Below are 24285 nucleotides of genomic sequence, written 5' to 3' on the forward strand. Positions count from 1 at the left end.
GGCTCGGCATATGATATGAGTATACTTATATAGATATACCTATACAGATGCACTGCCAAAACAAATGATAAAAGGGCGTTAATCGTCACTATATGACACTAACGAAAAAAATATCGCTAAGGATTATCATGAAAAAATTATTGGGAAATAGGCTATTAGCTCTATTGGTGAAAGGTGCCAGCATCACTGCAATCGTAGCAGTAGCCAGCACCATCAGTATCAATGCACAAGCGGCTACTATGACCGAAAATTTGGTACAGAACTATGCCGCCGCAATGAAAGCATCAGCGAATAGCCAGAGCATCAGTCAAGTATCGAGCCTTGTGTCAGATGACGCGCTTATTTCTTTATCTAGAAGGGGTAAGTCTACCAGTCTGGACAAAGATGCCTATTTAAAGCTGCTCCAAAACAGCTGGAATGATACGTCTAATTATCGCTATGATATTTCTGTAGATAATGTGGTGATTACTGGTTCACAAGCTAAAGCTAATGTAACAACCAATGAGAGCTGGGTAAAAAACGGTCAGCAAGTATCGTTTGTCACCACATCTCGTGTGACCTTAACCTTGTCTACTGGTAATGCAGTGCTCTTGCGCGCAGTATCACAGGTAGCTATTAATTAAGTCGTCATTGACCAAGCAAGACTCAAAAATACAATAGGTTATATAAACACTAGTTGGTCGAGCTAGCTGCAATTTTGACTTATAAAAAATTTTAGTTGGCTAAGCAGTCATTACTTAGTGTTACAGGCTATTTAAGCGTCTATTATTATCTTTTATATTAGGCTGGTCTTTGCTTTACATTGCATACTATACTATCCATCAATTTTGTCTTATTAATTTCTGTCGTTAGGAAACTTCCAATATCATGTCTACTGTGCTATCACACTCTCGCTCATTTATTGCGTTGCCATTGACGCTTGCGGTATCCACTCTACTGATTAGTGCGTGTAGCAATACATCAGCGGTAAAAAACAAAGGGGCAACCAATAGCTCATCTGTCATCACCAAAAATCCTTCCAATCAAGGGGCCAATACGGGTAGTGCAGACTACTCAACTGCATTTTTAGATGCAGAGAGCTTGGATGAATTGGCTGACTTGTTAGAAGCCACTGATATGACAATGGTAGAAGGTAACCAGCTTGCTATTCAGCAATATGGTGATTTGTGGAATCGTCTACGCGCAGGCTACCGCATGAATGGTGGTAAGCCAATCTATAATCAGCGTATTGAAGGTCAAAAAAGCTGGTTTACCAGTAGACAGGATTATCTAAATCGTCTAACTGCACGTGCCAGCCGCTATATCTATCATACGGTACGGGAAGCAGAGCGTCGCAATATTCCAACAGAGCTTGCCTTGTTACCAGTTATCGAAAGCTCTTACGATCCAAGTGGTACGAGTAGTGCGGCAGCGGCGGGCTTATGGCAGTTTATCCCGAGTACGGGCCGTATTTATGGTTTGAACCAAAGTAGCACTTATGATGGTCGCCGCGATGTGATTGAATCGACACGTGCTGCTTACGACTTCTTGACGGCACTGCACAACCAGTTCGGTAGTTGGGAGCTAGCATTGGCTGCTTACAACGCTGGACCTGGTCGTATCCAAAAGGCAATTGATGCCAATGCAGCGCGCGGGCTACCAACAGACTATTGGTCACTTCAACTGCCGACTGAAACGATGAACTATGTGCCGCGTTTCTTAGCCGTAGCTGAAATCGTTGCCAAGCCTGAGCAGTATGGTGTGTATCTACCAGCTATCGCTAACCGTCAGCATTTCCGTAGTGTACCTGTCAATTATGGTGTGAGCTTGGCGGAAGTGTCGCAGTTGACTGGCGTTAGCTACGATGAGCTAGAACGTCTAAATACCGCACTGACATCAGGCCGTGTTGACTCTTCAGGTCCGCAGCGCATCATCATTCCTAACGATGTCAGTCTCAATGCTGATGCCAAATTAAGCGGGCTCAGAGGTAACGGTACAGGTAATGTCCTCGCCTCAAATAACGCAGGTAGCTCCAGCACGACAGCGACTGCGCCAAGCTATAATAACAAACCATATACTTCGTCGTCACTACCATCTAACAGCAGCGCATTGGCTGATTATGCTGCTAGCGCTAGCGTACCTCAGCAAACGACTAGCTACATCTCGCCGTCAGCACAGACAACTAGCAGCTCTGTTTATAGTGGTAGCGCCTCAGTTCGTACTGAGCCTCCATTGAGCAGTGCGGAAACCAAAAAAATTAATGCCGAGCTAAAGAGCAGTAATAGTCTACCGACTACCTCAGCCCAGATCACTCAAAATAATACGATTGTCCAAGAGCCGCCGCTTAGTAAAGAAGAGCGTGATTTTATTGCCAATCAGATCCGTAGAAATACTTCTGAGACCAATGTTATCAATGCTGATGGCAACATTAATCTATCAGCCGTACAGACACAGCAGTCTATTCTAGAAGCAAGTGGTGCAGAGAAAAAACTTAGCTTTGCTAAAACTTCGGTAAGTAAGCCAAAACCGCAAGGCACACGTACCACTTATACGGTAAAACGTGGCGATACGCTTTCGAACATTGCGAGTCGAGCAGGGGTTAGCTGGCGTGATATCGCAGAATGGAACCAAATAGATGCCAGTGCCAATCTGCTGTCTGGCAGCACGTTGTATCTATATGATGCCAAAACTATCGAGCCGTTGAGCACTGCTAGCAGTGCAGCTGCTAGTCAGCCTGACAGTTACATCGTACAAGGTGGTGATACGCTTATCGGTACGGCCAATCGTTTTGGTTTATCGGTTACCCAACTAGCCAGCTACAATAATCTGAGCAGCCGTGCTGATCTGCTCAGAGGTCAGAAGTTATGGCTCATACCGGGTAAAGTGACTGCCCCTGCGACAACACCTGCAGCACCTTCTACCAAGCCGAGTAAATCAAGCACTGCGACCAAGAACTATAAAGTAAAAGCAGGAGACGGCTTAATTGCATTGGCACGTCAATTCAATGTGTCGACAGATACTTTAGCCAGTCTCAATGGTATCAACAGCACCAGTTCGCTATATGTTGGTCAGACACTTAAAGTGCCAGCCAGCGTTGATTTTGATGCTGCAAGCACTACGGGCGCTAGCAGTAGTAACAGCTCAAGCTCGGTCGCGACCACCAATTACAAAGTAAAATCAGGTGATACGCTGATTGGCATTGCTAACAGCATCGGAGTTAGTGCAACGGAACTTGCTGCGGTAAACAGCAGTTTTGATGCAAAGGCTCGCTTGCAACGTGGTCAAACGATTAAAGTTCCTGCTTCTAAAGAGTTGGTCGACCGTCAGTTGAATGACAAAGCGGTCAGCTACAAAGTAAAATCAGGAGATACCTTAACGGGTGTCGCCAAACGCTACAATATTGGACTAAGTGATTTGGCATCAGCAAATAATTTGAATACCAACTCGAATCTGATACTGGGCCGTACTATCACTATCCCTGCTAGCGGCGGTGTGACAAGTGCATCTAGTAACAGCCAAAGCAGCAGTTCTACTAGTAGTAGTTCTACTAGTAGCAGTAGTAGCTCAGCAAGTAGTGGAACAAAACTGAGCAACACTGAAAGCTATAAAGTTAAATCTGGTGATGGTCTGATTGCTTTGGCACGTCAGTTCGGTATCTCTGTAGAGGACTTGGCAGCGACCAATGATCTAGCGACCAATGCTCAGCTACAACGCGGCCAAACGCTTAAAGTACCAAAAGCGACAGTAAGCTACACGGTTGGCTCGGGTGATAGCTTGATTGGTCTAGCACGTAAATATGGTGTCTCAACACAAGAGCTGGCTGATATGAACAATATCGCTGCTGATACGATGTTGCAGCGTGGTCAGCGTCTGACTGTTCCAAATCGCTAATGAGTAAGATATTAACGAATGCGGTTTAAACGAGACGTCATTAATATTAGTTATGAATCGTAACGCACAAAAAAAGTTGCTCTTTATAAGAGCAGCTTTTTTATGTAACGTGAATCAATAACTGTGAAAATTTAGCTTGCAAACCGCCTAGTAATATCTACAAATTAGACCGTCTGAGTTTTGATAGTCTCAAGATAGCTTCTGATATTACTGACATAGTGCATGGCTTGACCATAGCGGCTGTTCGACGCTCTATTGTCTGCTAAATAAGCATAGACATTCGCCCAGCTCTTATCATCGATACCTTGAGCTCGTAGTTCGCGTTGGATTCTTTTTACCGCATTGGGACCCATGTTATAACCTGCAAGGGCAAACCAGATACGGTCAGTTTTTGGCACGTCAGAGAAGTCCGCTTTTACTTGCTCTAGATAGCGTGCACCGCCACCAATGCTTTGGTAAGGATCAACGCGGTCTGAGACGCCCATTGCTTTTGCAGTGTTGTTGGTCAACATCATCAATCCGCGTACGCCAGTCGGCGACACAGCGTTGGCATCAAGGTGTGACTCTTGATAGCCCATCGCGACCAATAGTTCCCAGTCGTGATTGTAATTGCGTGCTTGCTCTTCAAACGAAGACTGATAGTCCGGTAACTTTTCCGTCAACGTTCTCTGGAAATGATCCTGACTATAGGCATCTTTTAGCAAATTTTGATTGTAGAACGCGGCAAGTTTCTGTGTGTTTTGTAGCTTGATGCTATCGCACAAGAAGTAACTGGCCTTTCTTGATAGTGGATCATTGGATGAGCTAAATGTCCAACTTACCTTAGGATGTAGACCATTTTTAGTTAGACTAGAATCATAACCACAGCTGACATTAATAGAGGATAGATTTAGCTGGCTTTTTAGTTTGGTGCTGGCAGTGGTCAATGCCATATCAGCTTCACCTGATCTTAAGGCTTTTAGCGCAGCTTCTTCATTGGCATAGGCTTTTAGGTCAATATCGACACCAAGCTCGTCCGCATAAGTGCGTACCAGATCAAAACCAAAACCATGTTGGAAGCCATCAGTGGCAAAATAGGTGCTGTCACCTGGTACAGCTGCGATGGTCAAGGTATTTTCTAGCATGACATTAGCATAAGCTGGTACTGGTGTGCCCATTGTCGTTAGACTCTGCGCAGGCAGAGAGAGTAGGGCTATACTGGATACTTGTGCCAGCTTCTTGGTTCTGGAAAAACGCCCCGACGCAGTAGGGGTAACGGATGAAACGATGTTACTTTTGGTGTTAAGTAGGCGTTTAGATGGACTCAGCAAATGAGAAATACGGCGTTTAGCCCCTTGCGCAGATACTTTTACACGATAAGTAATACGTTGCATGGATGTCTCCTGATTTTAGCCATCCTTCTTACCGTAAAAACGCGTAAAAATACATGCATATAATTTGGCATATATTAATCCGGTATTTTAGATGACATAGCACTTTTGAATAGAATAAGTACGTATCATCTTGCTTGATTATAGCGCCACTAGCATGCTCTCTCTAAGAGTTAGCGATGTGGATTGTGGATTAGCCAGCTATCGGTGTGTCGTTTAAATACTTAAAATAAAAGCATAAAACAATCGTCTCAAAATCTGGACGCACGACTACACGAAGGATATAAATCAGATGATTCCTTCATCGATAATTCAATATGGCTAATGGCCAAACAACTATATATCAAACATAGGTAAGGTCATGAGTAAGTTATTGAGACAAGAACATGGAAAAAGCAGTAATGCAATATTTTACCATTGAGGCAAATATAGCCATCTGCTTTTGCTATGCTAACTTTGATAACTTGCTACACCTTGAGTTATTAGTAATAAGGTGACTAGCTACTAAAGTTTTCTGTCCAGCAATGAGGGTGAGCACAATAACAAGATTTGATAGTTTATAAAATTTCGCTATCAAAGAGACTGTGCAAGATCGTCATCGCGACACTAAAATTAAAAAACACTGTGTTGCCAAATTATATTGTGCAAACAAAGCATTTCAATGGTCAGCGTTCTAAAATCTCATTGTTTATAAAGCGTAATAAGGTTTTAGGTAGCTGTTAGCATTATTCTAGTGCCATAACCGGAAGCTGTAATAATGGGAAGTTTCATGACAAAACGTTCTTTCTTACAAGTAGTAATATGCGGTTACTGCTTGCATTATTCAAGTGGAGTTAAGAAAAAAGCGATAAAACTTAACAATAGCGATATAAACGGTTAAATTTAGCCGCGTTATGCTGATATTGATAACAAACTTATCAATGAATATTCAAACAATCGTCGAAACAGAGCTTATAGCCGCTATCAATTAAGACTATTTAAGCTGTCTTACTGACACTCTACTATTAGTTATACAATGACTATATTAGGCTGGATTTTCAATATCAATGAACGTAACAGGCAGGCCAAACTCTTGGGTAACCATCTCTCCTAACGCTTGAATACCACCACGTTCTGTCGCGTGATGACCACAGGCAAAATAATCAATACCAAGCTCACGAGCGATATGCGTGGTACGCTCAGATATCTCACCAGAGATGAATGCATCACAGCCCATAATGGCAGCCTGTTCAATCATATCTTGCGCGCCGCCTGTACAGATACCGATGCGTTCTATTAGCCTATCGCTTGTCTGAGCAGAGGCGTCTGTATGATACTCAGCTGAGATATGTAATGGCGCGCGTCCTAATGCTTGAGTAATGGTGGCAATGAGATCGTCAGCACTTTGCGGTGTACAAGTAGCGATATTACCCACAGGGTGTGACTCGGTAGGATAGAGCGCACCAGTAATCGTCATGCAGAGCATGTCAGCCAGTTTTGCGTTATTGCCAGAGATGGGGTGTGCATCGAGCGGTAGATGATAGCCAATCATAGAGATACCGTGTTGCATCAATTTGCGAATGCGACGACCTTTCATCCCAGTAAGCGTAGCAGGTTCACCTTTCCAAAAATAACCATGATGTACCATAATCGCATCGGCATTGTCAGCGATGGCTGCATCTATCAAGGCTTCGCACGCTGTGACACCAGTGACGATACGTTGAATCGGACGTCCACCATCGACCTGCAGACCATTAGGCGCGTAGTCTTTAAATGCGCTGGCGGATAAATAGTCGTCACAGAACTGTGTCAATATCTGGGCGCTGATGCTTTGATTGGTAGAGTCAGCTGTCGTGTAATTTGCAGTCATTATGTTTTCCTGTCATCGATAAAATATAGGTCGTAAGGTGCTGTAGATTAACTAAGCAAAAATTATGTATTATCTGTCGCGCTTGGTAGTGTTCGGTTTTCAGCTTCTGGCTTGATGATCAAGTGTTGAGCTTTATGAAAGTTATTTTAACACGCTGCTGTAAGCAACCAGACAAGCTGGATAACTGAAACGGTACACGATACGTTACTATTTACTGGTATTGCGGTTATAATTTATACACGTGAGTCTGCCTGACTGGCCATCAATTGCATAACCACATCAATGATATTTGATCAGTTGCGCTTCTCTCACTTTGTTTTTCACTGTTTGTTTGCACTAAATTTATAGAGGTTTTATATGTCGTCATCCCGGAACACCAATGACAAGGCGTCTTTATTAAAATGGTTACCTTGGGTCTTATTGCTGCTAGTGTTGGCAGCGTTTATCTGGTTGTTCACGAGTATGAAGTCGACGTCGGAGGCCACGTGGGAGCCGCCGAGAACCCCGCCTGCAGAGCAACAAGCGTCAGAGCCAGTGTCGGACACGCCAGCACCTATTTCCTCTTATCATAATGCGGTTGCACGCGCATCGCAATCTGTGGTCAATATATATACGACCCAAACGATGGCAGAACATCCGTATATGGATGATCCTGTCCTGCGTCGATTCTTTGAAGATCATAGTGGGCCGTCACAAGATCAAGGCTCGACCAACTTAGGCTCAGGGGTCATCGTATCAGAAGACGGCTATATCGTGACTAATGCTCACGTGATCGAAAAAGCCGATGAAATCACAGTCGCATTTAATGACGGTCGTAAGAGCCGTGCCAGAATCATCGGTACAGATCCTGATAGTGACCTAGCTGTGATTAAAGTCGATATGACTGGATTGACGCCACTTGGCTTCCGTGAAGATCCGATTCGTGTGGGTGATTTGGCTCTAGCGATTGGTAACCCGTTTGGTGTTGGTCAGACAGTGACCCAAGGTATTATCTCAGCGACTGGACGTACTGGATTGGGTGTCAATAAATTTGAAGACTTTATCCAGACTGATGCCGCGATCAATCCAGGCAACTCAGGTGGCGCACTGGTCGATGCTCGCGGTGAGTTAGTAGGTATTAATACCGTTATATTCTCACGCTCTGGTGGCTCGATGGGTATTGGTTTTGCCATTCCAACGGCATTGGTTGAGCAAGTGATGAACGCTTTGATCAAAGATGGTCGCGTCAGTCGTGGCTGGCTAGGTATCGAGATCCAATCACAGTTACGTGACCCAACCCAGCTTGAAAGCTCAACTGGTGTAGAAGTACTAAATGTCATTGAAGGCGGTCCTGCTGCCAAGAGTGGTCTACGCGTTGGTGATATCATCCTGACCATCGACGGTGTGGAGATGACCGATGCCAATACGTTGATTCAGTATGTCGCCCGTAAGCCGCCAAATACTGAGCTGGATGCCCAAATATTGCGTCAAGGCAAAAATGCACAAGTAAAAATAATGCTAGAAGAACGTCCAGTACAAGAGCCTGTCGAGCGCCCTGTGGTGCTGCAAGGTGAGAGTATCGGCGGCATGGAAGATCCAAGCATCCAAAGTGATGAAGAGGCACCTATGATGTCAAAAGCAGAGCGTGATCGTATGCGCGAAGAGCTGATGAAGTTGTTTGAGCAAGACACCGCCACTCAATAGTGGGTCTTGGTAAGAAAGTACTATAAATTAGCATTTTCATTTAGATAATAGATTAAAAAAGCGCGCTCCTTATATGAGGGAGCGCGCTTTTTGTTGGAGTGAATTTATTAGAGCTGGTTTTTAGGGTAGCTTGCAGTGTTCGTCACTGCTTATCACTCCGCTAAGGCTTTTCAGTCGGGTCATGATTGATGTAGATGACGCCTCGCACACGGCAACAGCAGGGCAGGATTTCATCTTCTTCAATCATCGCAAGCGGATCAAATGGATAATCGACCGTATGCGAGCTGGCAATACGCTTGACTCGGCAGCTGCCACAGTAACCCTCGCGGCATTGATAATTGACCTCATGTCCAGTGCGTAGCAGTCCATCTAGCAGACTCTCGTCATCGTGTAGATAGAACTGCTTTTTACTGGTCATTACCCAAGTCATCGTGAATCCTATTGGGATATGTCTGTGTTATTGCTATCCCTACTATTAACCCATAAGACGATTACAGCGGTAAAAATTTTATAATTTAAAATCTTTACCGCTCAAGCCTTTATTATTCAAAGTCTTTCTGGCTCAAAGCTCTTATAATTCAAAGTCATCAAAATCACTGTCTGATAAATCAGAGTCAATCTGACCAACCAAGTACGAGCTAATCTCAGTCTCTTGCGGTGCTACTTGCACATTGTCAGACGACAACCACGTGTTGATCCACGGGATTGGGTTTGATTTTGAGTTCGGGAACGCCGCTGGCAAGCCGACGGTTTCCATACGCAAGTTAGTGATGTATTCGATATATTGGCAAAGAATGTCTTTGTTTAGTCCAATCATCGAGCCGTCTTTGAACAAATAGCCTGCCCATTCTTTTTCTTGCTCAGCAGCCTTGCGGAAGATCTCAATACTTTCTTCATAACATTCTGCGGCAATCTCGACCATCTCAGGATCGTCACGACCGTTGCGCATCAGATTCAGCATGTGCTGCGTACCAGTCAAATGCAGCGCTTCATCACGAGCGATTAGCTTGATGATTTTGGCATTACCTTCCATCAATTTACGCTCAGCAAAGGCAAACGAGCAGGCAAATGAGACATAGAAACGAATGGCTTCTAGGACGTTGACCGCCATAATGCATAGGTACATCTGCTTTTTCAGTGATCTCAAATCAACGGTTACTTGCTCGCCATTGATGTTGTGCGTACCTGGACCATACAAGCTATATAGCTGTGAGTTGCGATACAGCTCATCATAATACTGGGCGATATCAGAGGCGCGGCCTAAGATGTGCTCGTTTTGCATAATGTCATCAAAGATAATATTTGGGTCATTGACGATATTACGAATGATATGCGTATAGCTGCGTGAGTGAATGGTCTCAGAGAACGACCATGTCTCAATCCACGTCTCAAGCTCAGGGATAGACACTAGCGGCAGTAGCACCACGTTTGGACTACGACCTTGGATAGAGTCGAGTAGGGTCTGGTACTTGAGATTGCTCAAAAATATATGCTGCTCATGCGAGGACAGATTACTAAAGTCGATACGATCGCGTGATACATCGACTTCTTCTGGACGCCAAAAGAACGATAGCTGCTTTTCAATCAATTGCTCAAAGATAGGGTGTTTTTGTTGGTCATAGCGCGCCACGTTGACGGGCTGACCAAAGAACATCGGCTCTTTTAGCGCATTGTTTGGCGTTTGAGAAAAAATCGAGTAAGTCATGGGACTGCCTTTATAATTGATACGGTTATTAATTTGTATGGGTTTGACTGGTTTTAATTTGATGTTATGACACGTTTTTGGATTATAGCGTTTTAGCTTAAAGGTTCTCTAGTGATATCTGTGACGACTCTTGTCCACCGTTCATATAGGCTTTGAAAATCTCGCTCAGTTCACTATCATCGAGCGCTTCTAATTCATCAAGTGCGCTTTTGCGTAGGGTGCTCACATCAGGCTCTTCTGCTGCTACTTTTAAGTCTTTTTTAGCCGCTCTCGATACTGGTTTTTTGGCTGCTTTTGCCACGCTTTTTTTGGCGACAGTTGTCTTTGGTGCTTCATTCATGCCTAACTGCTGACGCACCTCTGCAATATCAACCTCGACTTGTACGATATGCGAGCCACCATCGTTTAGGTCTGAAAATACGTTTGGGATAAACAAACCACCGTCTTTGATGATTGCGGTATATTGCACATGACCTCCGTCGTTTTAGTTCTATCTGTAGGTTTTAATTATAACAGTAGCCAATCCCGCCTACCGCTTGTATCTGCCTTGCCGCTGGCGTGCAGTCTATCGTGTCTGGTAGTGTTCCAACGTTCGAGCGACCACTTCCAGACACAGACCGCATCGCCATCGTCGTCAGCAGGATACCACTATAGTCGGGGCTAAAAATCCTTGTTAGGGCATCTTTCTTTCTTCTTAATGACTCTGCTGATTAGGCGCACCCTACAATTTAAAATAAAATTATTCATAATAGGTGAAATGATTGTAAGAAATTAAAGATATAGTTAATAATCAGCCCTAGTAAGACAGTTCCGAGAATAGAGGCAATCCATAATTTATTTTTATACTTTTGTAAGATTTCTTTTTTATACTGTGTAGTTGCGTTAGTTAAAACTATAAATGAGTCTGGAGTTTTTATAAATAGATTTACGATGTATATAAAGATACCGAAAAACAATAAAGACCCTAGATAAATTATAAGAGTCTGCGTCATAGAGTTTGTATCACCAGTATTACGTGTAAGCAAATGCGTAGATATGATATCTAGCTTCTGGTGGAGAGCTTGAACACTTATAGAGCCTTTTTCTGTAATAGCAAGATATTCAGACATGCTGTTGCTATCTTTCGCTCTAGTTTGTGAAATTACGAACGCATACACTGGAACTAATAGGAAGAGTGCAAAAAATATATTATCAACATTCAATGGAGCTAATATAGATCTAACAAATTTCTTACTAGCTGGTTCTTTGATAATAATATTATCTAATGAGTTCTCGACTAATTTTAAAATTTCATCTGCCCAAGTACGTTCAGTATGATTTACTTCAACCACAACTACACCTGAAACTTTTTTTCTACCTAATACTAAATTAAATATACTTCTGGGATAGCCATGTAACTCATTCTCTGTAGTAGAAAAATCTATATCTATTTCTTGTTTCTCTGGTATGTCCTTTTTGGGGAAATGTACAAGTATTCCAAATTTAAAATTAACTTCAGTACTAATCAAATTTAAGCTTTCTGAATAAGAAACGAATGACTCTATACTAGTGAATTTTCTTCTGGTTTTATCTTTATAACCAACCATAGCTTGGAAAGATACAAATTCATGGACATTTTGTTGTTCTAATCTCTGCTGAATCAAGCTGATTAAGTGAGTAAAATACTCATTTTCGGCTATAAAGGGGGTTGTGAAAACTTTCTCAATTGATTGGGGCTGACCTAAAAGTCCTGATATAAAGTCTCCTAAATGCTCAGTATTAAAGGGTAAAGAAATTTCTTTATCACCATTTTCTATTCGAACTATTTGATTTGACAAAGATTGTTTCTCCGTAAAGGTATTTTTTATATCAAAAAATCAATTCCAGTGGAAATAGGGCACATTTTGAAAAGAAATAAAAAAATATAACTATTTATAAGAAATCCCATACTTAACCTTGCCATACTAAGTAGCGAGCTTAACCCAAAAGCCAAACCCGCCATCTATCAGAAATTCTATTTAAAGAGTTTCTCTTGCGAACCTTAAATCTTACAAGCACCGCCAGCACAATCATCTTCCATATCCGCTTGGGCATCGTTCGCACCATCACGAGTGTTATGGTAGTACAACGTTTTTACACCCATCTTATAAGCGTTTAGCAAGTCTTTTAGCAATATCTTCATCGGTACACGGCCACCAGCATAACGAACTGGGTCGTAATTGGTATTGGCAGAGATACTTTGATCGACGAACTTCTGCATGATAGCGACCAGCTTTAGGTAACCGTCATTATTTGGCATTTGCCATAGTAGCTCGTACTGATCTTTTAGCTTATCGATCTCAGGCACGACTTGCTTTAAGATGCCGTCTTTTGACGCTTTGATAGAGACCAGACCACGTGGTGGCTCGATACCGTTGGTCGCGTTGGCAATCTGACTAGAGGTCTCAGACGGCATCAAGGCGGTTAGGGTAGAGTTGCGTAGACCGTGCTCAGTGATCTCGCCGCGTAGCGTTTCCCAATCGAGATGTAGCGGCTCTTGGCAGATTTTGTCCAAGTCGGCTTTGTACGTATCAATCGGCAAGATACCTTGTGAGTACGTGGTCTCATTGAACGCAGGGCACGCGCCTTGCTCTTTTGCCAATTTGTTTGACGCTTTCAAAAGATAGAATTGCAACGCTTCAAACGTTTGATGGGTTAGACCAAGCGCGCTGTCATCTGAATAGCGTGCGCCATTCTTAGCTAAGTAATACGCATAGTTGATTACGCCCACACCTAGCGTACGGCGACGCATGCTGCCGTTTTGAGCCGCTTTGACAGGATAGTCTTGATAGTCGAGCAGGGCATCAAGCGCACGGACGATTAGCTCAGCTGGCTCTTCGATGTCGCTGACGTTTTCGACTTTACCCAAGTTGACCGCTGATAGCGTACAAAGGGCGATTTCGCCTTCTTCATCATTGATGTTATCCAGTGGCTTGGTCGGTAGCGCGATTTCCATACATAGGTTTGACTGGCGAATAGGGGCAACCGTCGCGTCAAACGGGCTATGCGTGTTGCAATGATCGACGTTTTGGATATAGATACGACCCGTACTGGCACGCTCTTGCATCATTAGGCTGAACAAATCAGCAGCTGGGATTTGACGGCTACGAACGTTAGGATCATTTTCGTACTTGGTATATAGCTCTTCGAATTTGTCTTGATCTTCAAAGAATGCATCATACAGGCCTGGCGTATCGCCTGGTGAGAATAGCGAGATGTCTTGGCCTTTGATCAAGCGCGTGTACATTGTCTTGTTTAACTGTACGCCGTAGTCCATATGACGGACACGGTTGTCTTCGACGCCACGGTTGTTTTTGAGTACCAGTAATGACTCAACTTCTAAATGCCATAGTGGGTAGAACAACGTCGCAGCACCACCACGTACGCCGCCTTGTGAGCAGCATTTCACTGCCGTTTGGAACAGTTTGTAGAATGGGATACAGCCAGTATGCTGCGCTTCGCCGCCACGGATCGGGCTACCAAGGGCACGAATGCGACCTGCGTTGATGCCGATACCAGCACGCTGTGATACATAGCGTACGATGGCGCTAGTGGTGGCGTTGATAGAGTCTAGGCTATCACCACATTCGATCAATACGCACGAGCTAAACTGGCGCGATGGCGTACGTACACCTGACATGATTGGCGTTGGTAGTGAGATTTTGAATTCTGAGGTCGCATCATAGAAGCGTTTTACGAAATCAAGACGATCTGACTTGTCGTATTGGCTAAACAGACACATACCGACGAGCATGTATAAGAACTGCGGGCTCTCATAAACAGTTTTGCTCACACGATCTTGTACCAAGTACTTACCAGCCATTTGCTCAACAGCAGCATAAGCAAGGTTCATATCGCGCCAGTGATCAAGATACTCTTCTAACTCATCAAATTCAGCACGGCTGTAGTCAGCTAGGATGTGCTGATCGTATTTACCAGCGTCAGTCAAAGTTTTGACATGGTCATACAGATGCGGCGGGGTGAATTTGTTATAAGCAATCTTACGTAAGTGGAAGATAGCCAAACGCGCAGCCAGATATTGATAGTCAGGCGTGGTTTCAGAGATTAGGTCGGCGGCAGACTTGATGATGGTTTCGTGAATGTCACGAGTTTTGATACCTTCATAAAACTGGATGTGCGATTTTAGCTCAACTTGCGATACTGACACATTTTCTAAACCATCAGCCGCCCACGCGATTACCTTGTGAATTTTGTCTAAATCAATAGGCTCTAAACGTCCATCACGTTTGGTTACTTGGATTTTGTCAATATGTGTCATGCTGGCCTCTATTTTGATTGCTTATTGTGATGCTGCGCGCCAAAGCAGCGGCAGACATTCTTTATAACGCTATTATGCGGGGTTGTGCTAGCTGTTTTTTTGGGCAAAAAGCTACCACTACTCGTAGTGACGGTTAAAATCACTGAGTACTACATATAGCGTTTTTGTTAATTGGTAGGCACAATATAGCGGGAAAATTTTGAAAATACTATATTGATTTTAGAATAAAACTATGTTGCTACAAGGTTGTAGGCAGTCCAAATTTTGGCAAAGGACGATGGGATAAGGGTTAGACGCAAATGCGGTCAATAATAAAATTTTTGTAAAAATATCGTGAGATTTACTTTTCATTCTCTCGGTTATTGTCGACTGATAATGGGAGTCATGGCGGCAATAATGCGGGCGCAGATTGTACATCAAACCACAAAAAATCGCCACCCATATCTTATTACTAGCGAGTGACGATTTGGACTAAAAAGGCGTGAAAGTTTTTTATGCTACTTATAAAACAATACGAACCGTTTTTGCATTATCAAGTGAGGCATAAAGCGCATTCACTTGCTCAGCAGCCGTTAGGTACAAATTAACCCGTGCTGAGTGAAAGCGACCTGTTTTAGACGGCTTAACTTCGATAGACGCCAAATCAAAATCAGGGAACTGGCTACCCAAGATTAGCTTCACTTCATTAAGCAAACTCTCACGCTCGCCTTCATGACCGATAATGCTCAGTGGATAGTTCATTGGGAACTCCCAAAGCTCTGGGTTTTGAATATCGGTCTTTTTGCCTACCAATGCGCCTTTGTTTGGCGTCAAGTCAGTGACTTTAACTGATGGCTGATTGCTGGTTGGGTTATTTGCGCTGTTGTTGACGTTATCTTTGTTGTCTTTTGAATCATCACTCATGATATGAGCCTCGCTTATATAGTTAAATAAAAAAATAGGTAAATAATTAAGAAATCGCTGCTATAGACATTCAATCAGTAAAGCATACGCTTGAATAATGCCAAAACTATAACCTGAGACTTGCTCAGTATGGTCGCAAGTGGCATTTAAATCAGTCAAGCTATAGTCGATTCAATTTAAAAGTAGTACAAGGCAACCGAGTGTAGATGTACATGTGATACTTCAAGCGAGGTTAACGCTGTCATACTTTTATAGTGGAATGGCTATGTTAGGCAGAGAATATATGCCCTGTTTATAGTGGTCTATAAGCGATTATTCAAGTGAAGTCTGTATTTAGTCCGTTCTGTCACGAAATAGTAAGTGAATTAGCTTTTGTTAAAAGCTACTGCAAATAGCCATTGATAGGAGTGACATCAGGTGGAATATCCGTCTCTCCCAATGCTTCTCGTAGGTTAATCTCGATAGTGCGTGATAGGGCAGTCAAAGGTAGTTGATTAGCCGCCAAGCCAAAAGGCTCTTCTAACTCCTCACTAAGCGCGTCCAAACCAAAAAAGGTATAAGCAATCACCGCACAAATCAATGGGGTTACCCAACCGAGGGAGGCTACCAAGCCAAAGGGCAACATAATACAATACAGGTAGGTTGTACGATGTACCAGCAGCATATAAGCAAACGGCAGCGGTGTATTGTGAATGCGCTCGCACGCTGCCAGTACAATTGTCATAGAGGTCAGGCGCTCATCCATATTTTGTATGACTTGCTCCGACACCAATCCCTGACGCCGAATATAGCCAAGCTGCTTACCCATTAGGCGCATTATATAGTCAGGTACGTTTTTCGCTTGACGCATACTGTCATGATGTATCGCTGCGACAAAAGGCTCGATGTCCGCCCAAGGTGGCGTACCACGCAATCGATGACGTACAGCATGGGCAAAAGCAATGGTCAAATATATCATCGTTCGCTGAGTATCGCGTGCAGTTGCATTCTCATCCTCGCCATCCTCTATGGCAGTCGCATTGTCTTCATCTATAAAGGACAGTACTTGACGCGTTAAGCTGCGAGAGTCGTATACCAGCTGACCCCACAGCCCGCGTGCCTCCCACCAACGTTGATAACTGGCATTGTTTCGAAACCCAAGAAACAACGATAACGCGATTCCGAGCAAGGTAAATGTCGCCATACCATAATAGGGAAAAGAGTTAGGAAGCCAGTGCTGAATAATCGTTATAAACGTACTAAGGATAGTGACTAGCAGGATTTGCGGGTAGATTTTTGGAATGATTGATCCACGCAGGGCAAAAAATATCTTAAGAGCATTAGGGGTTTGCCGGACAATCATGTCAGTTTCCTAGTGAAGGGGTATACGGAGATACTATTAAACGTCCTGTGTGATTCTAATATAGAATCGAGATCTGTAAAGCCCAAAAGATGACAAACTTATTGAAATTTATTTATCGAGAATGACTACTCAGATGAGAACTTGTAATGAAAAATTTTGTGAAATAACGTCTATTACGTGCTGAGGTTGGTATCGCAAATTACCATACGTGACAGGGTATCAAGTAGTCTAGTACGTTTTATAGTCTATTATAGTCAAAGCTTTTGAGAGGTAAAGATAGGAAAGGCGTCTATTAAAACAATCTATCGTTATATTGAAATATCTAGATGTTGAATCTCAGTGTAATATATTTTCAAGAATAATAAGAATTTTTAAAGCTTTAAAAGCTCTTTTTCTACTTCTTCGAGAAATGCTTCGATGTTTGCTTCATGACGTTGATAAAGTGTCCACTGACCGTGGCGTTCAGACGTCACTAATCCAGCTTTCTTTAGCACGCTCATATAGTTTGAGATCGTTGACTGTGACAACCCAGCTTTTTCTTGAATGTAGCTGACACATACACCATCCAAATTGGCATGCTCTGGTAATGATGCTGGAAAGTTTGATCTATCTTTCAACCATTTGATTATTTGGCGGCGCATTGGATTGTTAAGTGCAGATATTATGTTTTCTGTATTCATAAAATGTGTGATATCGATACCTAGTTAATAGTCAATAACTGTCTAATATGTAATTATTCTAAGCTTTTGTTCCCTAAATATATGTTTGTACGATAGTAGAGTATACATCCAAAACTGGTGCATTTGGGTTCGCTCTACTGCTTATTAAACAGAATATTGTTGGATATTATAAACATATGATTGGTGAGAGAAAAGGACCGAATCAAATCAGTGTTGATATGGGTTGAACAGTCGGTCTAAATAGCAGGTTAGAGAGAGTCGTAAAAACGAAGTAGAAGCTTATGTGCCGTATCAACGTTAGAGAAAGAACTGTAGTGACATGTTCATTTAAAAAATTATAGTCATATATACTGAAATTACAGGCACAAAAAAAGCTGAGACATGCTCAGCTTTTTTATTTTTAGCAACTATCGAAAACCTATTATCTAAGCTCAGTACTTCTCCGAGGATTTAGTCATTTTCAAGGAAAGAACGTAGGTGCTCAGAGCGTGATGGATGACGCAATTTACGTAGTGCTTTTGCCTCGATCTGACGAATACGTTCACGCGTCACATCAAACTGCTTACCAACTTCTTCCAAAGTATGATCCGTTGGCATATCGATACCGAAACGCATTTTTAAGACACGTGCTTCACGCTCAGTCAGGTTACCCAGTACATCACGCGTCGCTTCTTGTAGACCAGCAGCCGTCGCATCATCCACAGGACTTGAGATTGTACCATCTTCGATGAAATCACCTAGGTGTGAATCTTCATCATCACCGATTGGGGTTTCCATAGAGATAGGTTCTTTGGCAATCTTAAGCACTTTACGGACTTTAACTTCGTCCATCTCTAAGCGTTCGCCTAATTCCTCAGGCGTTGGCTCGCGACCCATTTCCTGTAGCAACTGACGTGAGACACGGTTTATCTTGTTGATCGTCTCAATCATATGCACAGGAATACGGATGGTGCGCGCTTGGTCAGCGATAGAGCGAGTAATCGCCTGACGAATCCACCAAGTAGCATAGGTCGAGAACTTATAACCACGGCGATATTCAAACTTATCAACGGCTTTCATCAGACCGATGTTACCCTCTTGGATAAGATCCAAGAACTGTAGGCCACGGTTGGTATATTTTTTCGCGATAGAGATAACTAAACGTAAGTTAGCTTCAACCATTTCTTTTTTCGCACGGCGAGCTTTCGCTTCACCAACTGCCATACGACGTGCCACATCTTTCATGTCGTGAATTTTCATGTCGAGCTGCTGCTCATAATCACGGATACGACGTTGTAATAAAATTACGTCATCAGTGACTTTTTCTAGCGTACCAGCAAACGCAGGCTTACCTTTGATACGTTCAATCAACCAATCCACATTGGTTTCATTGCTAGGGAAGGTTTTACGGAACTCTTCACGCGGCATACGACCACGGCGAATCACCAAACGCATAATTTGACGCTCTTGCTTACGCACGTCGTCATAGACGTCATGCATGATAGCCATAACTTGGTCTGACAAGCGATTGTTTAGCTTCAGCATCATAAAACGTTCAGCAAGTAGGGCATACGCTGTATCAGCCTGTACGCTACCACGACCGTAATCAAGCAAGGCTTGCTTGGCTTTGATAAATAGATGCTCGATCTCTTCTAGACGTAAACGAACTTCTTCTGGATCAAGGCCGCTGGTTTCTTCTTCAGCTTCTTCTTCAACGTCGTCTTCGTCTTCGTCTTCCTCATCAAGAGCAGCTGCTTTCGCATTGACCTTGGCTTTGACAACCGGTGGGTTCTCTTTTTCTTCTTTGATGCGTTCACGCTCTTCTTTCGCCGCTTCTTTTGCTTCTTGGGCAGCGATTTTGTCTTCTTCGGTTTCAGGATCTAAGAAACCAGTGATGACGTCAGATAGCTTTTTTTCGCCGTCCTGTACTTTTTGATACTCGTCAAGGACAAACTGTACGGTACCAGGCCAGTAAGACATGGCATGCTGCACATCACGAATACCTTCTTCGATACGTTTAGCAATGGCAATCTCACCTTCGCGAGTCAGTAGGTCAACCGTACCCATTTCACGCATATACATACGGACAGGATCAGTGGTACGACCAGGCTCAGTCTCAACAGAGGCGAGTACTGCCGCTGCCTCATCTGCTGCCATATCATCATCACTTGAATCATCGTTCATCAAGATGTCATCGGCATCAGGAGCTGATTCAAAGATTTTGATACCGACATCGGTCAGCATTTGCACAATGTCTTCGATCTGATCGCTTTCGGTAATAGAGTCGGGCAGCTGGTCATTCACCTCAGCGTAGGTAAGATACCCTTGCTCTTTGCCCATTTGGATTAAGGTGGCCAGTTGAGATGTGGACTTAGAAACTGACTTATCGTTCATAAATACTCGCTTACTTGCATCGGACATTTTTATATTGTGACTCGCTATCGCTCGCTCTTTGCGTTGATCTTATCAATCGATTGATCAAAATATGGCGTAGAGGTTGTCAATAATATCAAAAATGAGTTGATATGAATAAAGGCTCAAAACACTACAATAACAATGCTGATAAACAGCTAAAAATTAGAAAAGCTAAAAAGACTTCAATATGGTACTTAAAAAAATACAGTACTTAAAAAATAGTATCTAAAAGCGGATACGTAAAAATAATACCTAAAATTTGTGCTTAACGATGCATGCTCACAATCATTCACCAAGCAGTGCTGTCAATATACAGCGACACAGTTTAACACAGTCCACAGTCGTCAAGCACGAGCTAGTGATAGCTACCGACCATTTTTTACTGATTATTTGCCATCAGCTAAATGATTTTGGAGCGGCTCATGCTACTGGGCATAATCATTAGTAGTGGGGGCAGCTGCTAGACTTTTAAAGGGTCAACATTTGAAATTAAACATTAAGACTGCACAGTAACCATCTGTGCCGATTGTTCTGCCTGCTGTGCGCGTAGCCAATCATTCAATAACTGGGTTTGTTTGCGGACAATCGCAAGCTTAATATGATCAGGGTTCTGTATCAGCTCTTGTATTTTTTTCTTCATGTTGCGCTCAAGCAGCTGACTGACTAGCTCTTCGATTAGGCCATCAAGCCCCAAAATATTACGTGCGGTTAGCGCTTTATAGAAGCCGCCCCAATTACGGCTGAGCATATCTTGAGTCGCAGGTTTTACGTTTGATAAAATAAAATGCGCCGCTGCATTGACGTCTTTTGGTAGGTAATTAAGACAGCGCTTAATAGTGCTTACGATGTCTAGCAGGGCAGCATCTTGCAAGTCTTCCCACGCAAGAGGACGCAAGGTATCAGGTGATGCTTTTTGTTTGATATGGGCAGGTAGGTGTAAGCCATTAATCCCTGACTGTTGCCAAATCGACTCAATAGGGTCGTCGATTAACGCGCGTGGCTGAAACAAAAAGCAAAGCTGCAATTGCTGACTGATGGTCATATCACCATCAAAGTCTAGCAGCGCATCTTTGGCCTCGACATTCTGACTGCGTTTACCGCCAAGCTTTTGATAAACGTCATTGTTAAGCAAATAGCGAAAGCTACTGCCTTTGGGCAAGGCAGTCGTCAACGAGCGTACTTGGGACATGAGCTTGGCCTTGCCTTCAGCCAGACTCATGTCATAACGCTCACTCAAATAGGCAAAAATATACTGTGATAGCGGCATGGCATTAGCAATTTGCTCACGCATGGCATCGCTGCCCTGACTCTTAATAAAAGTATCAGGATCATGATTGTTAGGCAGGGTTAAAAACCGCAGTTCTTTGTCATCGGCCAGTACAGGCAGGGCAACTTCAAGTGTACGCCAAGCGGCTTTTTGTCCTGCGCTATCTCCATCAAAGCTCAAGGTAAGCGTTGGATTGAGTGTCAGTAGACGCGATATTTGGCTTTCATTAATCGCTGTGCCCATCGAGGCGATTGCGCCATAGATACCCGCTTGGTAAAGGGCGATCACATCCATATAGCCTTCGACCACCAGCCAGCTGTCTGCGCGCTGCTGACGTGACTCATAATAGCCGTATAGTACATGCTGCTTATGGAAGACAGGTGAGTCTGAGGAGTTGATATATTTAGGCTTTACTTCGTCATCGAGCGCTCGACCGCCAAAACCAATAGTACGGCCTTGGTTATCACGAATTGGGAAGATGACTCGGTCGCGCAATAGATCGTAGTCGCGGCCAGACTCTGACTGACGTACCAATCCTAAGGCTTTTAGACCCTCAATATCCTGCGGAAATTGATGCTCAAGATGCTGCCAACCAAATGGCGCATAGCCAAGACCAAAGGTCTCAAAGATGTCTTCGGTGATACCGCGTGATAAAAAGTAATGCTTGGCATGGGGATGCGTGGTCAGATTGTGCTGATAGAACTGCTGGATTTGCTCTAGTAGCTCATATAGATTGCCATCTTTATCCTCGCTTTGCTCAATGCCATGAGCGTCCTGCATACCAGCGCCAGTATCCGTATCTGTCAACCATGCTGGCGGATAGCCACTATCATCTGCATGGTTTGGTGAATACGGCTCTGAGGAATACGAGTCCATCGAATAGGACGCTGAATCATACGCCTCTAACGGCGGGAAATTCTCGTAGCCCTGATTGTCATCATAAATGGGCTGGTCGATGTAGTTTTGGTCGCTGTGGGCGACATTGTTTTGATGACTGTCTTTATTCGTACCGTCTTGACCTACTTTGCTATGTTCTACGGTTGGGCTAGGCACATTGTGCACAGGCGGCGGTGCAATAGGTTTGGGTGCGCGACGTTGATAACTAACGTTTTGCTGTTCTTCTTTGGGTACTTCGATGCCTGTTTGTTTTGATAGTTCATTGACCGCTTCAATGAATGTCAAATTCTCATAATCACGCAAAAAACTGATGGCATTGCCACCGACGCTACAGCCAAAGCAGTGATAGATGTTTTTTTGTGGATTGACATAAAAGGAAGGCGATTTTTCACCGTGAAAAGGGCAGCAGCCTTTATATTCACTACCAGCGCGTTTAAGCGTGGTGTGTTTGCCAATGATGCTGATCAGGTCAGCTTGGCTATTTAGTTGTTCAAGAATATGGTTAGGAATGCTCATACAAAAAACAGTTTACCATAGGTCGATTATGTTGGGGCAGAGGTAATAAGGTACTGCTAGAAAAATAAGGCCAACATAATGTTGACCTTATTATCAATGAATACAGACTGTGTTAGCTAGGCTAAAAGAATTCACGTAATCAATTATTATCCATATCACTCACACTGTCGTCATTTAGCGTAGTGCGACGTGTTGGATTGGTGTTTAGTGGATCGACGTTGGCTTCTCTTGCAGTTGAGCCAGTACTTGATTGACTGGTTACGCGCTCAGCTGACGCTTCAGGCAGACCTAAGCCCACACTAATACCATTACGTGCAGCAGCATTATTGGCGATTGGAGTATTAGCAGGCGTCGTATTTGTCCCTGCTAATCTCAACTGGGCCGCATTACGAATCATTTGTGTCTTGGTTGCGCCGTTATACTCACCAGATGCGACTGATTTGTCAGTCGTGTTCGAACGACCAAGCTTGCCAAAGGTGATCTTGTTGAGCCAAGTACGGTCACGTTTGGTGCTTAATTTCACACTACCGTTGCTGGTTAGCATTTCTGGGTAGTTGATCTGCAACAGCGTTTTGTACTCATTGGCCAAATCGGTTAGACCAAGTTTTTCATGGCTATAGGCTAGTACCGCAAGAGCATCTGGCGTTGACTCACTTAGCGGGTAGTACTGGAATACCCATTTGGCACGGTTAACCGCTGCTACATAAGCTTCACGCTCGATATACCAATTGGCCGCGCTCATTTCGCTCTCAGCAAACTGGTTATAGATGAACGTCATACGCTGAGCGGCATCTGGCGCATATGGGCTGTTTGGATATTTATTGATAAGCTCTTGGAAATTGGCAAAGGCAATACGCAAATAAGCGGTATCACGCTCAGCTTGGTTCAGTTTAAATAACTTTAGGCTTTCAGATGAACCTTCCATATTGGCAACGCCGCGCACATAGTAGGCGTAGCTGACTTGGGGGTTAGACGGATACAGACGGATAAACTGCTCAGCACTTGCCGCCGCCATCTCATACTTATCGCCTTCGTATTGTGCATACATCATATCAAGCAAGGCTTGTTCAGCGTACTGTCCGGTTGGGTAGAATGTACGCAGATTGGTCAGCTCTTCGATGCCTTGGATATAGTGACCTTTGTCAATCTGATTGACGGCCTCGTTATAATACCCTTGCTCTGATTTTTCAGCTGTTTCTACTGCCTCACCATCTTTGGCGCCAGTTAGATTTTTGAAAGTCTGGCAACCCACTAGATTGACGCTAAGCGCCAGTAGGGTTATTGAGGACAGTTTGATAAACGTATTGCCAACAGCTTGCATACTTCTTCTCCGACACAAGACGCATAATAGCAGCGGCGCTATCATGCTATATAAAAGGTTAGTGATAAAAAACGACGCTAAATAGTCAGCGATCCACCAGCAAAAATTTTTTATCGAATGCAGTTTTTGTTATGACGTATTGTACTGATAGATTGGATCCGATACATAGCGCTTGTATAGTAAGTCAGTCA

Annotated in this window: 16 protein-coding genes; 3 read left to right on the top strand and 13 right to left on the bottom strand. The window is 43.5% G+C overall.

Features of this window, described 5'->3' with window-relative positions; all coding sequences use genetic code 11:
- Window positions 1-128 precede the first annotated feature (128 nt).
- Complete coding sequence (locus DXK30_RS06495) at window positions 129-623, top strand: hypothetical protein (protein WP_114700998.1); 495 nt, start codon at window positions 129-131, stop codon at window positions 621-623.
- A gap of 244 nt (window positions 624-867) precedes the next feature.
- Window positions 868-3870 (top strand): LysM peptidoglycan-binding domain-containing protein, encoded by a 3003-nt coding sequence (locus DXK30_RS06500; protein ID WP_114700999.1) that lies wholly within the window; start codon window positions 868-870, stop codon window positions 3868-3870.
- A 164-nt stretch (window positions 3871-4034) separates the two neighbouring features.
- On the opposite strand, the gene DXK30_RS06505 is transcribed toward DXK30_RS06500, so the two are convergent.
- Both DXK30_RS06505 and DXK30_RS06510 read right to left on the bottom strand, forming a co-directional pair.
- Complete coding sequence (locus DXK30_RS06505) at window positions 4035-5243, bottom strand: transglycosylase SLT domain-containing protein (protein WP_114701000.1); 1209 nt, start codon at window positions 5241-5243, stop codon at window positions 4035-4037.
- A 1021-nt stretch (window positions 5244-6264) separates the two neighbouring features.
- Window positions 6265-7089: a Nif3-like dinuclear metal center hexameric protein gene (locus DXK30_RS06510; protein WP_114701001.1), complete on the bottom strand. Its 825-nt coding sequence runs from the start codon at window positions 7087-7089 to the stop codon at window positions 6265-6267.
- Between the two features lie 357 nt (window positions 7090-7446).
- On the opposite strand from DXK30_RS06510, the gene DXK30_RS06515 reads away from it, so the two are divergent.
- On the top strand, window positions 7447-8772 hold the full coding sequence (locus tag DXK30_RS06515) for a S1C family serine protease (RefSeq protein ID WP_114701002.1): 1326 nt from the start codon (window positions 7447-7449) through the stop codon (window positions 8770-8772).
- A gap of 160 nt (window positions 8773-8932) precedes the next feature.
- Here the strand turns inward: DXK30_RS06515 and yfaE are convergent, their stop codons facing one another.
- The 11 genes from yfaE to DXK30_RS06570 form a co-directional block, all read right to left on the bottom strand.
- Complete coding sequence (yfaE, locus tag DXK30_RS06520) at window positions 8933-9202, bottom strand: class I ribonucleotide reductase maintenance protein YfaE (RefSeq protein ID WP_114701003.1); 270 nt, start codon at window positions 9200-9202, stop codon at window positions 8933-8935.
- A 141-nt stretch (window positions 9203-9343) separates the two neighbouring features.
- Complete coding sequence (gene nrdB, locus DXK30_RS06525; RefSeq protein WP_057759544.1) at window positions 9344-10477, bottom strand: class Ia ribonucleoside-diphosphate reductase subunit beta; 1134 nt, start codon at window positions 10475-10477, stop codon at window positions 9344-9346.
- A 97-nt stretch (window positions 10478-10574) separates the two neighbouring features.
- Entirely contained in the window at window positions 10575-10946 is a 372-nt protein-coding gene (locus tag DXK30_RS06530) for a hypothetical protein (protein WP_114701004.1), read from the bottom strand.
- 274 nt (window positions 10947-11220) lie between these two features.
- Window positions 11221-12294, bottom strand: coding sequence for a hypothetical protein (locus tag DXK30_RS06535; RefSeq protein WP_114701005.1), 1074 nt, complete (start codon window positions 12292-12294; stop codon window positions 11221-11223).
- A gap of 203 nt (window positions 12295-12497) precedes the next feature.
- The gene (nrdA, locus tag DXK30_RS06540) at window positions 12498-14774 is read right to left on the bottom strand and encodes a class 1a ribonucleoside-diphosphate reductase subunit alpha (RefSeq protein WP_114701006.1); all 2277 of its coding nucleotides are present in this window, start codon (window positions 14772-14774) and stop codon (window positions 12498-12500) included.
- A gap of 501 nt (window positions 14775-15275) precedes the next feature.
- Entirely contained in the window at window positions 15276-15566 is a 291-nt protein-coding gene (locus tag DXK30_RS06545; protein ID WP_057762424.1) for a YbeD family protein, read from the bottom strand.
- A 493-nt stretch (window positions 15567-16059) separates the two neighbouring features.
- Window positions 16060-17019, bottom strand: coding sequence for a bestrophin family protein (locus DXK30_RS06550; protein ID WP_114701008.1), 960 nt, complete (start codon window positions 17017-17019; stop codon window positions 16060-16062).
- Between the two features lie 371 nt (window positions 17020-17390).
- Complete coding sequence (locus tag DXK30_RS06555) at window positions 17391-17699, bottom strand: ArsR/SmtB family transcription factor (RefSeq protein ID WP_114701009.1); 309 nt, start codon at window positions 17697-17699, stop codon at window positions 17391-17393.
- Window positions 17700-18149: 450 nt separating this feature from the next.
- Complete coding sequence (gene rpoD / locus DXK30_RS06560; protein ID WP_114701010.1) at window positions 18150-20072, bottom strand: RNA polymerase sigma factor RpoD; 1923 nt, start codon at window positions 20070-20072, stop codon at window positions 18150-18152.
- 517 nt (window positions 20073-20589) lie between these two features.
- Complete coding sequence (locus DXK30_RS06565; protein ID WP_114701011.1) at window positions 20590-22773, bottom strand: DNA primase; 2184 nt, start codon at window positions 22771-22773, stop codon at window positions 20590-20592.
- A 139-nt stretch (window positions 22774-22912) separates the two neighbouring features.
- Window positions 22913-24094, bottom strand: a complete 1182-nt coding sequence (locus tag DXK30_RS06570; RefSeq protein WP_114701012.1) for an outer membrane protein assembly factor BamD — start codon at window positions 24092-24094, stop codon at window positions 22913-22915.
- Window positions 24095-24285 lie beyond the last annotated feature (191 nt).

The sequence above is a fragment of the Psychrobacter proteolyticus genome (assembly GCF_003350005.1).
GTDB classification, from domain to species: Bacteria; Pseudomonadota; Gammaproteobacteria; order Pseudomonadales; family Moraxellaceae; genus Psychrobacter; species Psychrobacter proteolyticus.

Coding starts and splice junctions, on each gene's coding strand:
- DXK30_RS06495 (WP_114700998.1), top strand. CDS start 129: ATGAAAAAATTATTGGGAAATAGGCTATTAGCTCTATTGGTGAAAGGT.
- DXK30_RS06500 (WP_114700999.1), top strand. CDS start 868: ATGTCTACTGTGCTATCACACTCTCGCTCATTTATTGCGTTGCCATTG.
- DXK30_RS06505 (WP_114701000.1), bottom strand. CDS start 5,243: ATGCAACGTATTACTTATCGTGTAAAAGTATCTGCGCAAGGGGCTAAA.
- DXK30_RS06510 (WP_114701001.1), bottom strand. CDS start 7,089: ATGACTGCAAATTACACGACAGCTGACTCTACCAATCAAAGCATCAGC.
- DXK30_RS06515 (WP_114701002.1), top strand. CDS start 7,447: ATGTCGTCATCCCGGAACACCAATGACAAGGCGTCTTTATTAAAATGG.
- yfaE (WP_114701003.1), bottom strand. CDS start 9,202: ATGACTTGGGTAATGACCAGTAAAAAGCAGTTCTATCTACACGATGAC.
- nrdB (WP_057759544.1), bottom strand. CDS start 10,477: ATGACTTACTCGATTTTTTCTCAAACGCCAAACAATGCGCTAAAAGAG.
- nrdA (WP_114701006.1), bottom strand. CDS start 14,774: ATGACACATATTGACAAAATCCAAGTAACCAAACGTGATGGACGTTTA.
- DXK30_RS06550 (WP_114701008.1), bottom strand. CDS start 17,019: ATGATTGTCCGGCAAACCCCTAATGCTCTTAAGATATTTTTTGCCCTG.
- DXK30_RS06555 (WP_114701009.1), bottom strand. CDS start 17,699: ATGAATACAGAAAACATAATATCTGCACTTAACAATCCAATGCGCCGC.
- rpoD (WP_114701010.1), bottom strand. CDS start 20,072: ATGAACGATAAGTCAGTTTCTAAGTCCACATCTCAACTGGCCACCTTA.
- DXK30_RS06565 (WP_114701011.1), bottom strand. CDS start 22,773: ATGAGCATTCCTAACCATATTCTTGAACAACTAAATAGCCAAGCTGAC.
- DXK30_RS06570 (WP_114701012.1), bottom strand. CDS start 24,094: ATGCAAGCTGTTGGCAATACGTTTATCAAACTGTCCTCAATAACCCTA.